13 protein-coding genes are annotated in these 13255 nt (G+C 66.6%); 7 read left to right on the top strand and 6 right to left on the bottom strand.

Features of this window, described 5'->3' with window-relative positions; all coding sequences use genetic code 11:
• The first annotated feature begins 129 nt into the window (after positions 1–129).
• Positions 130–1032, top strand: coding sequence for a 3-hydroxyisobutyrate dehydrogenase (gene mmsB, locus FNL14_RS11800; RefSeq protein WP_091418266.1), 903 nt, complete (start codon positions 130–132; stop codon positions 1030–1032).
• A 13-nt stretch (positions 1033–1045) separates the two neighbouring features.
• Positions 1046–2530, top strand: a complete 1485-nt coding sequence (locus tag FNL14_RS11795) for a CoA-acylating methylmalonate-semialdehyde dehydrogenase (protein WP_142060259.1) — start codon at positions 1046–1048, stop codon at positions 2528–2530.
• Positions 2531–2626: 96 nt separating this feature from the next.
• Here FNL14_RS11795 and FNL14_RS11790 read toward each other — a convergent pair whose 3' ends face one another.
• The 3 genes from FNL14_RS11790 to FNL14_RS11780 are packed head-to-tail and all read right to left on the bottom strand — an operon-like array spanning position 2627 to position 5199.
• Positions 2627–3157: a hypothetical protein gene (locus FNL14_RS11790; protein ID WP_142060257.1), complete on the bottom strand. Its 531-nt coding sequence runs from the start codon at positions 3155–3157 to the stop codon at positions 2627–2629.
• A 32-nt stretch (positions 3158–3189) separates the two neighbouring features.
• Positions 3190–4353, bottom strand: coding sequence for a winged helix DNA-binding domain-containing protein (locus tag FNL14_RS11785; RefSeq protein ID WP_142060310.1), 1164 nt, complete (start codon positions 4351–4353; stop codon positions 3190–3192).
• A gap of 48 nt (positions 4354–4401) precedes the next feature.
• Positions 4402–5199, bottom strand: a complete 798-nt coding sequence (locus FNL14_RS11780) for an SGNH/GDSL hydrolase family protein (RefSeq protein WP_255470807.1) — start codon at positions 5197–5199, stop codon at positions 4402–4404.
• 149 nt (positions 5200–5348) lie between these two features.
• On the opposite strand from FNL14_RS11780, the gene FNL14_RS11775 reads away from it, so the two are divergent.
• Entirely contained in the window at positions 5349–5999 is a 651-nt protein-coding gene (locus tag FNL14_RS11775) for an alpha/beta hydrolase (protein ID WP_142060253.1), read from the top strand.
• Positions 6000–6059: 60 nt separating this feature from the next.
• Here the strand turns inward: FNL14_RS11775 and FNL14_RS11770 are convergent, their stop codons facing one another.
• Positions 6060–6287: an RNA-binding S4 domain-containing protein gene (locus tag FNL14_RS11770; RefSeq protein ID WP_142060251.1), complete on the bottom strand. Its 228-nt coding sequence runs from the start codon at positions 6285–6287 to the stop codon at positions 6060–6062.
• Between the two features lie 32 nt (positions 6288–6319).
• Here FNL14_RS11770 and FNL14_RS11765 point away from each other — a divergent pair, with 32 nt between their 5' ends.
• From FNL14_RS11765 to FNL14_RS11755, 3 genes are all read left to right on the top strand, one after another.
• A complete protein-coding gene (locus tag FNL14_RS11765) occupies positions 6320–7321 on the top strand; it encodes a DMT family transporter (RefSeq protein ID WP_142060250.1) in 1002 nt (333 codons plus the stop codon).
• Positions 7322–7467: 146 nt separating this feature from the next.
• Positions 7468–8853 carry a glycine--tRNA ligase gene (locus FNL14_RS11760; RefSeq protein ID WP_142060248.1) on the top strand — a complete coding sequence of 462 codons (1386 nt, stop codon included), beginning with the start codon at positions 7468–7470 and terminating at the stop codon, positions 8851–8853.
• Between the two features lie 2 nt (positions 8854–8855).
• Complete coding sequence (locus tag FNL14_RS11755; RefSeq protein ID WP_142060246.1) at positions 8856–9887, top strand: GNAT family N-acetyltransferase; 1032 nt, start codon at positions 8856–8858, stop codon at positions 9885–9887.
• A 78-nt stretch (positions 9888–9965) separates the two neighbouring features.
• Here the strand turns inward: FNL14_RS11755 and FNL14_RS11750 are convergent, their stop codons facing one another.
• Positions 9966–10790, bottom strand: a complete 825-nt coding sequence (locus tag FNL14_RS11750) for a 1-acyl-sn-glycerol-3-phosphate acyltransferase (protein WP_142060244.1) — start codon at positions 10788–10790, stop codon at positions 9966–9968.
• A gap of 49 nt (positions 10791–10839) precedes the next feature.
• Entirely contained in the window at positions 10840–11598 is a 759-nt protein-coding gene (locus FNL14_RS11745) for an alpha/beta hydrolase (protein ID WP_142060308.1), read from the bottom strand.
• Between the two features lie 84 nt (positions 11599–11682).
• Between FNL14_RS11745 and FNL14_RS11740 the strand changes: the two genes are divergently transcribed.
• Entirely contained in the window at positions 11683–13134 is a 1452-nt protein-coding gene (locus FNL14_RS11740) for a YibE/F family protein (RefSeq protein WP_142060242.1), read from the top strand.
• Positions 13135–13255 lie beyond the last annotated feature (121 nt).

The raw sequence follows: 13255 nt of genomic DNA, 5'->3' as shown, positions 1-13255 counted from the left end.
TTCTTTCGTGTGCATCAGTGCACATACCGTCTGTGATTTTTCCCCTTGATTGCACTGTAGCAGGGTGTGATGGTGGACACAGACCTTCTGGCTGCTCCCGGCCGGAGGCACAGCAAAGGAGCTTGGGCGATGGCAGTAATCGGTTGGATCGGTTTGGGAAACATGGGCGGATCCATGTCGGCGAACCTCGCAAAAGCGGGGCATGACGTCCGCGGATTCGACCTCAACCCGGCCGCCCTCGCCGCTGCGGAGGCCGAAGGAGTAAAGCCGGCAGGGAGCATCGCGGAGGCAGTCACCGGCGCGGACGCAGTGTTCACCATGCTTCCCAAAGGCGAGCACGCAAAGGCCGTCTACCTGGGAGTGGACGGCGTGCTGGCACACGCCGATGCGCGCACACTCCTGGTGGATTCCTCCACCATTGACATTGCGGCAGCAAAGGAACTGCACGACGCCGCCGCTGCCGCCGGCTTCCGCTTTGTGGACGCCCCTGTCTCAGGCGGGATGAGCGGCGCCAAGGCAGGGACACTGACGTTCATGGTGGGCGGTGAACCGGACGCCGTGGCTGAGGCCACCACGTACATCGGGCCGATGGCCGCCAACATCATTCCCACCGGCGGAGCCACCACCGGCCAGGCGGCCAAGATCTGCAACAACCTGATGCTCCTGATCAACCTGGCTTCCACGGCCGAGGGTGCAGTGCTGGCGGACCGGCTGGGCCTGGACAAGAAGGTGTTCTGGGACATCGCCTCGGTGTCGTCCGGGGACAGCTGGGCCCTGCGCACCTGGTACCCCGTTCCCGGCGTGGTCCCCACCGCCGCATCCAACAACGATTTCGCTCCCACGTTTACTGCCGAGCTGGCGAACAAGGACATTGGCCTGGCCATCAGCGCTGCGGAGGACACCGGCACGCCGCTCGAAATCGGCAGGCACGTTCAGCAGCTCTACCAGCGCCTTATCGACGCGGGCGAGTCCGGCAAGGACTGCTCCATGATCATCAAGCTCGCCGACGGTTCCCTGGATTCAGCAAAGTAGAAGAGAGACTTCCATGCAAACCATTCCGCATTACATCAAAGGCAGCCGGGTTGCCGACGCCGAGCGCTTCGGCCCCGTCTTCAACCCCGCCACCGGGGAGCAGGAGAAGCAGGTGGCCCTGGCTTCCGCGGCCCGCGTAGAGGAAGCCATCGCCGCGGCCAAGGCAGCGCTGCCGGCCTGGCGGGCCACGAGCCTGGCCAAGCGGACCAATATCTTTTTCCGGGTCCGGGAAATCCTGACCCAGCGCAAGGCCGAACTGGCCGCCATCCTGACCAGCGAACACGGCAAGGTACTTTCCGACGCCGAAGGCGAGATCTCCCGCGGCCTCGAGAACATCGAGTTCGCCACCGGACTGTCCCATATGCTCAAGGGCGAACGCTCGGAACAGGTCTCCAGCGGCGTGGACGTCCACAGCGTCCGGCAGCCGGTGGGCGTGGTCGCCTGCATCACCCCGTTCAACTTTCCGGCCATGGTGCCTCTGTGGATGATCGGCAGCGCCTTGGCCTGCGGCAATACCGTGCTCCTGAAGCCCAGCGAAAAGGATCCGTCCTCAGCGGTGTTCATCGCGGAAGTCTTCGCGGAGGCAGGCCTGCCTGCCGGCGTACTGAACGTGGTCCAGGGCGACAAGGAGGCGGTGGACGTCCTGCTCGAACACCGCGACGTCAAAGCTGTCAGCTTCGTGGGCTCGACGCCCATCGCGCAGTCGATCTACAAGCGGGCCGCGGACCACGGCAAGCGGGTCCAGGCCCTGGGCGGGGCGAAGAACCACATGGTGGTGCTGCCTGACGCGGACCTGGACATGGCCGCGGACGCCGCCATCTCGGCCGCCTACGGCTCGGCGGGTGAGCGCTGCATGGCGGTTAGCGTACTCGTCGCCGTCGGGAGCATCGCCGACGACCTCGTGGCCGCCATCAAGGGCCGGATAGCCACCCTGAAGATCGGCCCGGGCATGGACCCGGCGTCGCAGATGGGCCCTCTGATCACTGCCGAACACCGGGACAAGGTGGCCTCCTATGTGGCGGGCGCAGAGAATGAAGGCGCCACCGTGGTGGTGGACGGCCGCGAACAGCAGTTTGATTCAAACGGGTTCTTCATCGGGGTCAGCCTGGTGGACCACGTGAAGCCGGGCATGAGGGTGTACGACGACGAAATCTTCGGCCCGGTCCTGTCCGTGGTGCGGGTGGATACCTACAGTGACGCCGTCAGCCTGGTCAACGACAACGAGTTTGGCAATGGGGTTGCCATCTTCACTCGCGACGGCGGTGCCGCACGCCAGTTCGAGTTCGACGTCGAAGCAGGCATGGTCGGCGTCAACGTGCCCATTCCCGTGCCCGTGGGCACCTTCTCGTTCGGCGGCTGGAAGAACTCGCTGTTCGGCGACACCCACATGTACGGGCCGGACAGTATCCGGTTTTACACCCGCGGCAAAGTGGTCACCACGCGGTGGCCGGACCCGGCAACGTCCGTCATCGACCTGGGCTTCCCGCAAGTGGATTAGCTAGGTTCCACAAAGAGCAACGCGGGGTCACTTCCGGCCCGAAGATCCGGAGTTATCGGGCATCTAGTGACCCCGCGTTGCTTTTGATAAGAGGGCCTAGCCGTTCATGATGTCGCTGCGGCGGCTCATGTACTCCTCCATGGAGAGCTCACCGTTGCTGTACTGCTGATCCAGTTCGGCGAGCTTGCGCGCGCGGTAGCCTTGCGGGGCCGACGGCGGCGGGGGAGTTGCGGGGGCAGCAGGCTGCTGCGGGGCTTCTTCGCGCTGACCGTAGCCGGGTTGTCCAGGCATCGGTTGCCCGGGCAGCGGCTGCCCGTAAGGCGGGAACTGCTGGCCCACGGGCGGGAGCGGCTGGACCGGCGGCAGCGGCTCGCCCGGGAGCGGCTGCGGCCGGTCAAGCTGCCGGAATCCGCCGCCGAAGTAGTCCTGCTGGGTGAAACCGTCCCGGGGTTGATTGCTCTGCGGGCCATTGGAGCCGGGATACATCCCGCCGCCGGGAAACTGGTCCGGGTAGCGTCCGGAGAAGCTTTGTTCGTGGTTCCTGCGGGCGACGGACTTCCGGTACATCCGCATGGCCATCGGGATCAGAAATGACAAAATGATGATCCAGAAAAACAAGTTGCTCACGGTGCCGTGCCTCTCATTGGTGTCCTTCCAGCTTAAGCCCCGGACTCCATGCGGATGGTGGGAAGCCCTATAAAGGCGCCGTACCTGTCCACGGCGTCCTGCACCGCCGCGGCCAGGGCAGACCCGGGAGTTTCAGCCCGGGAGAGCCGGATATCGAGCTCGCAGCGGCCCGGGAACAGCGTGTGCCGCCACGAGCCGGCCATCCGCCCGTCCAGCAGCACCACGTGCATCAGCTCGCCCTGGAAGGGGAAGGCCGGGGCGCTGCCGCCCATGTAGTGGCGCGTGGCGGAATAGCCCATCACGTACTCGTCGTAGCACTGGATCAGGTCGAGCCGGGGGCGGGGTTCCGGGGTACTTTCGGCTTCCCCGTCGCTGCCACCGGGACGTCCGGCGGCGTAATAGTGCACGACGCCGTCAATTGCCGTTTCAGCCAGGGCTTCCGGATGTGCCTCGCTAGCAAGTTGCAGGCCCTCCCGGACGTCCGTCATGGTCAGCCCGGACCAGTCGGCGCAGTCCTTGACAGTCGCCGGGCCGCGGCTGGTGAAGTAGCGGCGGGCAAGTTCCGCCGAAGCTTCCTGCCGGGTCAACCCGGGGCAGGCCGGGATCCGTTCGTCAAAGAGCGCGTACGTCTGTTTCAGTGCCCCGCCCGGGCTGCGGACGGGCGTGCCGCTGGCCAGGACGCCGCTGATTTCGGCGTGCATGATCAGGTAGGCGAGTTCCAGGCCCTTAGCCGGGAACCCGGCGTCGTGAAGCCTTGCTGCCAGTCCGTCCCGGGTCAGATGGTTGCCGCCTGACACCGCGCTGCCCAGGACTTCCGCGCTACGGGCGGCCGCGGCCGCGTCAATACCCGTGCGGCGATAGGTGGCTGCGTTGATTTGTTCCAGCCGTGGCTCGGAGAGTGCACGGAGCCAGCGGAGATCGTCCCGGTGGACAAAATGCCAGGTGGGCCGCAGGATGTGGGTCCGCAGGATCCGGCCGTCCGCAACCGCCTGCTCGATGTCCGCCGCGCCGGCGGGGACGGCTCCGGCATCCCCGGCCGCGGCCCCCACGCGCTGGGCCAGACTCCACCTGGCATAGGGAAACTCCTGCGCCTGCACCGCCAGCAATGACTGCAGGGCGGCTTCCGGCGAGGCAGCACCGGGCCGGCGAAGCATCTGGGACCGCAGCCGCAGGCGCACCACATCGCGCGGTTCCATGTCCACCACGGAATTCAACTGCCCGCCCCGCCGGCCGCCATCACTACGCTAGCGCCGGGCAGCCTCGGTGGTTCCCAACGGACCCTCGCCCGAACCCAACGGAACACCCGGGCCGAACACAGGTCCCGGCGTCGGCCGTTTTGGCATGATGCCATCCCCGGAGGACTGGTGCCGCAGGCGCCGCAGCACCCAGGGCACAAAGTATTCGCGGGCCCACACCAGGTCACCGGACCGGGCCTCGCGCCAGGTCCGCGACGGCAGCGGCTTGGGCTGCAGCGGTTCCAGGGTGTGGTCCACGTTCAGGGAATCCAGGACCATCGCCGCGATGGTGTGGTGGCCCAGCGGCGAGAAGTGCAGCCGGTCCACGTCCCACATCTGGGGGTCGTTGAGCTGGCGCAGGGACCACATGTCGGCGATGATGGCGTCGTGCCGGGCCGCCACCGTCCGCAGGTTCTCGTTATAAATGGCCACCTTGCTGCGGATCCTGCCCAGCACCGAGGACCCTGTGTCCGGGCCGTTGAAGAGAACCACTGTGGCGCCGTCCATGGCCAGCAACTGGACCACTGAATCGAGCTTCTCGGCCAGCGCATCGGGGTCGCCGCCCGGGCGCAGCAGGTCGTTACCGCCCGCGGACAGTGTCACCAGGTCCGGCTTCAGCGCCAGGCACGGTGCGAGTTGCTGGTCCACGATCTGCTGCAGCAGCCGGCCGCGCACTGCCAGGTTCGCGTAGGCGAAGTCGGGCTTGGTGCGGCCCAGTTCCTCCGCCACCCGGTCCGCCCAGCCGCGGTAGCCGCCGGGGCTGGAGGGCTCGGGGTCGCCGATGCCCTCGGTAAAGGAATCGCCCATGGCCACATACCGGGTCCAGGGGTGGGATCCGGCCGGGGCAGTGGACGTTGGGATGCTGGTTGTATCAGTCACGGTCCTATCCTGCCTTCCGTCTCGCGGGCTACGCGAACGTAGGTTGTTACCTTTGGGTAACTGTAAGAATGGAAACCATGACTGAAGCCGAAGTATTTCCTGCACCTGTTGTTCTGTGGTCCCATCCTGAGGACCAGCGCGACGGCAAGCCGCTGCTGGTGCTCCTGCACGGTTACGGCGCCAACGAACAGGACCTGCTCAGTCTGGCCGACCTGCTCCCGGATGACTTCACCGTCGCATCGGTCCGGGCACCGATCGCCATGGGCCCCGGCTTCACCTGGTTCCCGCTCACCGCATCCATCGACTACTCGCTGGACCGGGTCAAGGCCGCTTCGTCCTATGTCCTGGAATGGATCGACGCCATCCGGGTGGGCCACCCGTCGGTGACCCTGCTCGGCTTCTCAATGGGAATGGCCATGGCCACCACGCTCCTGCGGCAGCGGCCCACTGACTTCGCGGCCGTCGTCGGACTCTCAGGCTTCGTGGTGGACGCGGGGGACGATCCTTCGTTCAAGGACGACGAACTGGACGGCACCATCCCCCTGTTCTGGGGACGGGACCAGCAGGACCCCGTGATCACCCCCGACAAGATCGAATACACCATGGGCTGGGTCCGCAAGCACGTCAAGCTCACCAAGGTGCTGTACACGGGCATGTGGCACGGGATCAACCAGCAGGAGATCGGACACGTGTCCGAGTTCCTCACGCACGAGGTACTCAAGAAGTAGGCGTACGACGGCGGGCGGCGGCTTGAGGCAGCCAGGCCCGCCGGGTGCCGAGCCGGTGCGTCAGGCCTCAGGCGCGACCACCTTCACCGTCTGGTTGTTCACGGTGACAGTGTCCCCGTTGTGCAGTTGGCGGCCGCGGCGGTCATCGATCTCACCGTTGACCTTGACGAGCCCGTTCTTGATCAGGTCCGCCGCCTCCACACCGTCCTCCACGAGGTTGGCGAGCTTGAGGAGCTGGCCAAGGCGGATCATGCTGTCGCGGATGGGGACCTCTTCAACGTTGCTCATGAAGCAATAATGCCTGACGTAAAGTGGATTCAATGACCTCCACCCACCGCCTGCCCCTGCTCGCAGGCCTGCCGCTGGCGGTGGGCTCGGGCCTTGCCATTCCCGTCCAGGGCCGCATTAACGGTGCGCTGGGAGCCAGGTTGGGCGACGGAATCGCCGCGTCCGTGGTGAGCTTCAGCACAGGCTTGCTGGTAATGATCCTCATCTCACTGGTCCTGCCGCGCGGCCGGGCCGGCCTGGCAAGCATCCTCCCCGCCGTCAGGAACAGGGCCTTTCCCCGCGTCTACGTCCTGGCCGGCGGCATCGGCGCGCTGTTCGTTTTCGCCCAGTCCTTCACGGTGGGCATCCTCGGCGTTGCCCTCTTCACCGTGGCCACCGTCACGGGGCAGACCGTCAGCGGACTGCTGGTTGACCGGCTTGGCATAGGGCCGGCTGGCAAAAAATCAGTCACGGGGATCCGGATCATCGGGTGTCTCCTGACCGTTGCCGCCGTCGCCTGGGCCGTTTCGCCGCGGTTCACAGGGGCCGCGGCGGCAGGCGGCACGGGAGCAGGTGTACCCGACGCCGGTCCGTCGGCCCTGCTGCTTCCCCTCCTCCTGCCCGTGCTGGCAGGGTTCCTGATGAGCTTCCAGCAGGCCATGAACGGAACGGCCACCATCCATTACGGCACTCCCATTGCCGCCACGCTGGTCAACTTCGTTGCTGGCGGCCTGGTGCTGTGGACGGCCTACGGCATCAAGCTGGCCGTGGCCGGGCCGGGCAACCCGCTGCCGGGGGAGTGGTGGTACTACGTGGGTGGGCCCATGGGCTGTGTGTTCATAGGGCTGGGCGCGCTGCTGGTCCGCAGCCTGGGCGTGCTGGTCACTGGCCTTGGCATGATCGCCGGCCAGCTGCTGGGCTCGCTGGCGCTGGACGTGATCCTCCCGGCGCCGGGAACCGTGGTGGCGCCGGCAACCGTGCTGGGCACCATCCTCACCCTGGCGGCCATCGTCCTGGCAACCCTGCCCTGGCCGCGGGGAGCGTTCCGCAGGTAGGCACCGGTAGGCTAGGACACGCAGCTTTCACGCATCTTTCCTTCATCCGCCCCTCCCGGCAGCCAACGGTGCATACCTGTGGCGCAACCGGGGCCTGAAAACCGCGGACCGCACCCAGCGGCCCTGTAGAAATTGGAGTTACCCCCATGGCAGCAAAATCCGTTCTCGACCAGGTCATTTCCCTCTCCAAGCGGAGGGGCTTTGTGTTCCAGGCCGGTGAGATCTACGGAGGTTCGCGTTCTGCCTGGGACTACGGGCCCCTCGGCGCCGAACTGAAGGAAAACATCAAGCGCCAGTGGTGGCAGTCCATGGTCCGCGGCCGCGAGGACGTGGTGGGCCTGGACTCCTCCGTGATCCTGCCCCGCCAGGTATGGGAAGCCTCCGGCCACGTGGAGGTCTTCTCCGACCCCTTGGTGGAGTGCCTGTCCTGCCACAAGCGCTACCGCGCGGACCACCTCGAGGAAGAGTACGAAGAGAAGAAGGGCCGCGCCCCCGAGAACGGCCTGAAGGACATCGCCTGCGCCAACTGCGGCACCCGGGGCCAGTGGACCGAACCCCAGGAATTCTCCGGCCTGCTCAAGACATTCCTGGGCCCGGTGGCCAGCGAAGAAGGCATGCACTACCTGCGCCCGGAAACGGCCCAGGGCATCTTCGTGAACTTCAACAACGTCCTCACCACCTCACGCAAGAAGCCGCCGTTCGGCATCGGCCAGATCGGCAAGTCCTTCCGCAACGAGATCACGCCCGGCAACTTCATCTTCCGCACCCGCGAGTTCGAGCAGATGGAAATGGAGTTCTTCGTCGAGCCCGGCACCGATGAGGAATGGCACCAGTACTGGATGAAGGAGCGCATGTCCTGGTACACCGGCCTGGGCATCCGCGAGGAAAACCTGCGCTTCTTCGAGCACCCGCAGGAAAAGCTGAGCCACTACTCCAAGGGCACCACGGACATCGAGTACCGCTTCGGCTTCCAGGGTTCGGAGTGGGGCGAGCTGGAAGGCATCGCCAACCGCACCGACTTTGACCTCTCCACCCACGCCAAGGCCTCCGGCACGGACCTGAGCTACTTCAACCAGGCCACCAACGAGCGCTACACCCCTTACGTCATCGAGCCCGCCGCCGGCCTGACCCGGTCCTTTATGGCGTTCCTGGTGGATGCCTACACCGAGGACGAGGCCCCCAACGCCAAGGGCGGCGTGGACGTCCGCACCGTGCTGAAGCTGGATCCGCGCCTGGCCCCGGTCAAGGCCGCCGTGCTCCCGCTGAGCCGCAACGAGGACCTGTCGCCGAAGGCCAAGGACCTCGGAGCGCAGCTGCGGAAGAACTGGAACATCGACTTCGACGACGCCGGCGCCATCGGCCGCCGCTACCGCCGGCAGGACGAAATCGGCACCCCGTTCTGCATCACCGTGGACTTCGACACCCTCGAGGACCAGGCCGTGACCATCCGCGAGCGGGACACCATGAGCCAGGAACGCGTCTCCCTGGACAAGGTGGAAGGCTACCTGGCCGCACGCCTGATCGGCGCCTGAGCATGTCCATCGAATACCGCGAATGGCGCGAGGGGGACGACCTCGCCCTCCTGGAGATCTGGGGCGGTCCGGAGACCCATCAGGCAGGTCAGTTCCGCGGCGCCCTGACCATATCCTCCGACGGGTCCGGCATGCCCTGGCGGCGCTGCATCGTGGCTGAGGACGTCATCGACGGCGTCGGCATACCCGTCGCAGCAGGCGTGGTCTATGAGGCGTCCCTGCACCCGGAACGGCTCTGGACCTACATCGAAGTGGCGCGGGACCACCGCCGCAGCGGCATCGGTGCCACGCTCCTGACCATGCTGCGCCGCGAAGCCGAACAGTCGCCGTCGGGCGTTTCGAAACTCCGCGCCAAGGTGGAGCCGGGCACCCCCGGCGCAGCCTTCGCCGAACACTTCGGCCTGTCCCCGATCCAGCGTTCGCGGCTGGTGGTGGTGGAACCGGGCGCCCTGCGGCTTCCGGTGTTCCCGGCCAAGGACGACGACGGCGGGCCTTCGAACGATGAAAACGCCGGCTCGGACGTGGTGATGGACCTGGCCACCGGCTCCGTGGAACTGACGGACGTGGTGGGCCGGTACTACACGGCCATCCACGGCTGGGATTCGCCCGGCGTGCTGTCCGTGGGACAGGTGCAGAAGCTGTTCCTGGACGACCTCACGGGAGCCCACGGCGCCATCGTGCTGCGCGCACAGCCGGAGTCTGCCTTCGGCGCCGGCGTTGCGCCCAGTAAGAAGGGCCGGATCCGGGCCTTTGCCGTGAGCTACGCCGCGCCGTCCGATCCTGACGCCGCCCCAGGTGCGGGGAGCGCCGGGCAGGAAGCGCCCACGGACGTGTTCGTTGGCCATGAGCCGGCGCTTGCCCGGGAAGACGCCGCCGAGGCTGTCCGCGACATGCTGTCCCTGATCGCGTACCAGCACCCGGTGATGCTGGAACTGGACGACTCCATGACGGCCTTGCGTGCCGCCGTCGAGCCCCTGCTGGAAAGCGGCAAGGCCCGCCTCGCCGGCCCGGAGACCTGGGTGGTCTCGGACTAAGCCGCCCGGCCACCCAACTGAGTAGCGCCAAGTGTCGCTGTGACCCCTCAAAACGACACTTGGCGCTACCTACTTGGGCTACTTTCTGCGGGAAGTACGACGGCGGCGCGTCAGCACGTCTTCGGCGTCGAGCAGCTGCCGCTCGGCTTCGGTGGGGGCGCCGCCGCCCAGGTCGGCAGGCATCCACCATGCGCCCGGCGGGACGGGCAGGGGAAAGTCGGCGATGCACGCATCGATCCCCGCCTGCAGCCGGGCGCGCAGTTCGGCCGTGGCCGTTTCGGCGTCAACGTCCGGGCCCACCTCCAGCGGTTCACCCACATGGACCCGGACCGGCGCACGCCAGGCCGACTGCAGTGACAACCCATGACCCCTCGTCAGCAGGCGGTGGGCGCCCCACACGGAGACCGGAATAACGGGGACACGTGCCTCGGCGGCCATCCTGACACTGCCGGTTTTGCACTCCCGGACTTTGAAGCTCCGGCTCACGCCGGCCTCCGGAAACACGGCCAGGTATTCGCCGCTCCGCAGCTTGGCGACCGCCTCGTCAAGGGCGCCGGCGCGTTCCGTGTACCCCACCACCACGCTGCTGGTGGCACTGATGGCCGGGCCGGCGAGCCAGTGGTCGGCCGCGCCCTGATGGATCATAAACCGCAGCCGGGCACGCGCATGCTTCCACAGGATGAGTTCCACCGGGGCGAAGTCCAGGAAGCCGAAATGCGTGATGGCAAAGACCGCACCGCTGCCGGGCGTCCGAGCCCGGGCGGTTCCCTGGCGCGGCCCGGGTGCCGGAAGATGCTCCCTGCCCGTGGCAATGATCCTGATCCGGAAAGCCCACCGGAGGAACAGGCCAATGCAGATCAGCAACCGGTAGAAACGGTCACTCGGCCGGGGGCGCCAGGGCATGGAGTTCCTTTCGTTCTTGACGCCGGTGCAGGCAGGGCGGACAGGGTGCTTAGAGGGTCACCTGCACGGACGATTCCGGCAGCAGTTGGTTGAATCCCCTCGGCAGGGCCACATCCGTCCCCGCCGCTTCGTTGAAGGCCTTCAGCACAAACCCGGTGGAGAGCGTGTGCCACAGCCTGATCTTGCGGAGCATAAAGTGCCCGGCACCCTTCAGCGCCACGTACTGCATCGAGGCGGCACCGGCCGCAGCGCGCCGTGCAAACGCGAGCGACGCCGACGGGCTGGTCCAGCGGTCGAAGGTCCCGTGGACGATCAGCACCTTCCTCTCCGCCACCCCGGAGACCGGCGTACCGGGGCTGAGCCACGGCGCCAGGGCCACCACGGCTGCAACCTGCGGATGGTCCGCGGCGCAGACGGCCGTCAGCCCGCCCATCGAATGGCCTACCAGGAACACGGGAACGTCCGGGTGCTGGCTGCTGATCTGCTTGAGGGCCCAGCGGGCGTCCTGCAGGGGAGTCATATCCTCCCCGTTCCAGCCACGCACACTGTTTCGAAGGGACCACACCGCAAGCCCGTGCTGCCGGCCCGCGCGGTGGAGATGCCGGGCGAAAGGCACCATCCGCGCTGGGCTCAGGTGCCGGGCCTCCACCGGCTCGCGGCTGTGGGACTTTCCGCCGTGCAGCACCAGGGCAATGCCCAGGGTGGGACCCGACGACGGAAGCACGCTGAGCACGGGCTGGTGCAGCATTCCCGCGGCTGCTCCAGCCCGGTTCAGGCCGTCATTTTCCTCAGTCCTGCGGTTGGCCATGCCCGGTTCCTCCCAGTTCTGCCGATCCATTTATCAACCCTACGGTGCCGGACGTAGAGTTCAACGTATGAGGTTCTACTGCTGATGGGGTCCGGACACTCCCACGCTTCTACAGACCATTCGGAGCCGACACCAGAGGCGATTGCCGCCAGGCGGCGGGCAAACCGGATCCTGGCCGCAGTGCTGATCCCACTGACCCTGCTGACGCTTGCCGGGATGGCGATGCTGTGGCCCTCGGGAAGCAAGGAAGGCGTTTCTCTGGCCAATCCTTATTCGGCGGCCCCGGGCGTCACCTTCGACACGGGAACCATCCAGAGCGTGGCGGTCGAGAACTGCATGCAGGGCGTCAGCCAGCAGAACCAGGCCCAAAGCCAGCAGGGACAGGCCCAGCAGGGACAGGGGTCCGACTGTACGTTTGCCTTCACCGAACCGGACAAGGGCGGCAGCCCGGTGAAGGTGGTCATCAACCCGGACGTAGCCAAGTCCCACGGCGTCAAGCCCGGAGACCAGATCCGCTACCTGAACCTGTCCAGCGCACAAGGTGCCTCCGCCTCACAGGGTTCGCCCGCCTATATCTTCGTGGACTTCGTCCGGACCCTCCCGATCGTCCTGCTCGCGCTGCTGTACGCGGCGGTAGTGATTGCCGTCGCGCGGTGGCGCGGCCTTCGTGCCCTGATCGGACTGGTCGGCGCCTACTTCGTGCTGGCCAGCTTTATGCTGCCGGGACTGGTGGAAGGGAAGCCGCCGCTGCTGCTGGCACTGGTGGGATCCACGGTGATTATGATCGGGGTCCTGTACTTCGCCCACGGATTCTCCGCTCGCACGTCCACGGCACTCCTGGGCACTATCTTCGGCCTGGCCATCACAGCTCTGCTGGCCGCGTGGGCAACGGGTGCTGCCAATCTCGCGGGCGTGGGCAACCATGACGCCACCACCCTGATGAACACCTCGGCCAATATCTCCATCTCGGGCGTGATCCTGTGCGGGCTCATCATCTCCGGCCTGGGTGTCCTCAACGACGTGACCATCACACAGTCCTCGGCCGTCTGGGAGCTGTACGAACTTGCGCCGCAGAGCAGCGCGCGGAAGCTGTTCACCTCGGCCATGAGGATCGGCCGCGACCACATCGCTTCCACCGTGTACACCATTGCGTTCGCCTACGCCGGCGCCGCCCTGCCGATCCTCATCATCGTGATGCTCTACGACCGCCCGCTCGCGGACACCCTCACCAGCGCCGAACTCTCCGAAGAGGTCATCCGCACCCTGGTGGGTTCCATCGGCCTGGTCCTGGCCATCCCGGTCACCACGTTGATCGCGGTGCTGGTGGTGAAGGCTACAGGGTCACAGGCCGCGGAGCCGCAGGTGTCCGGCACACGTACAGCAGACGACGGCGGACGGGCGCCGGCCGCGGAACGTGCAACTACGCACGTGACGACCCCGCCCGCCGTCAACCCTGACGACCTCCCCGATACCGGTACGCTCGCAGCCGCAGCTTTCCAGACCCGCCGGGGCCGCAGGGCCGCCGAGCGGGACTGACAGAGGGCCGAAAGTACCACCGACAATCCACGATTTGCCCGGCTTTGCAACAATGGACAGGTGACTGTTGCAGCAACTCCTCCCGCCCCCAAGCTGGAACTCCCGCCCCTGAAGCTGGGCC

The sequence above is a fragment of the Pseudarthrobacter sp. B4EP4b genome, assembly GCF_006680095.1.
Classification (GTDB): Bacteria; Actinomycetota; Actinomycetes; order Actinomycetales; family Micrococcaceae; genus Arthrobacter.
Note: the sequence above shows the minus strand (reverse complement) of the source record. Positions and strands in the feature narration are given on the sequence as shown.

What these genes read in the sequence shown, in the direction of transcription:
- mmsB (WP_091418266.1), top strand. Translation starts at nt 130, where the DNA reads ATGGCAGTAATCGGTTGGATCGGTTTGGGAAACATGGGCGGATCCATG.
- FNL14_RS11795 (WP_142060259.1), top strand. Translation starts at nt 1,046, where the DNA reads ATGCAAACCATTCCGCATTACATCAAAGGCAGCCGGGTTGCCGACGCC.
- FNL14_RS11785 (WP_142060310.1), bottom strand. Translation starts at nt 4,353, where the DNA reads ATGGAACCGCGCGATGTGGTGCGCCTGCGGCTGCGGTCCCAGATGCTT.
- FNL14_RS11780 (WP_255470807.1), bottom strand. Translation starts at nt 5,199, where the DNA reads ATGGGCGATTCCTTTACCGAGGGCATCGGCGACCCCGAGCCCTCCAGC.
- FNL14_RS11775 (WP_142060253.1), top strand. Translation starts at nt 5,349, where the DNA reads ATGACTGAAGCCGAAGTATTTCCTGCACCTGTTGTTCTGTGGTCCCAT.
- FNL14_RS11770 (WP_142060251.1), bottom strand. Translation starts at nt 6,287, where the DNA reads ATGAGCAACGTTGAAGAGGTCCCCATCCGCGACAGCATGATCCGCCTT.
- FNL14_RS11765 (WP_142060250.1), top strand. Translation starts at nt 6,320, where the DNA reads ATGACCTCCACCCACCGCCTGCCCCTGCTCGCAGGCCTGCCGCTGGCG.
- FNL14_RS11760 (WP_142060248.1), top strand. Translation starts at nt 7,468, where the DNA reads ATGGCAGCAAAATCCGTTCTCGACCAGGTCATTTCCCTCTCCAAGCGG.
- FNL14_RS11755 (WP_142060246.1), top strand. Translation starts at nt 8,856, where the DNA reads ATGTCCATCGAATACCGCGAATGGCGCGAGGGGGACGACCTCGCCCTC.
- FNL14_RS11750 (WP_142060244.1), bottom strand. Translation starts at nt 10,790, where the DNA reads ATGCCCTGGCGCCCCCGGCCGAGTGACCGTTTCTACCGGTTGCTGATC.
- FNL14_RS11745 (WP_142060308.1), bottom strand. Translation starts at nt 11,598, where the DNA reads ATGGCCAACCGCAGGACTGAGGAAAATGACGGCCTGAACCGGGCTGGA.
- FNL14_RS11740 (WP_142060242.1), top strand. Translation starts at nt 11,683, where the DNA reads ATGGGGTCCGGACACTCCCACGCTTCTACAGACCATTCGGAGCCGACA.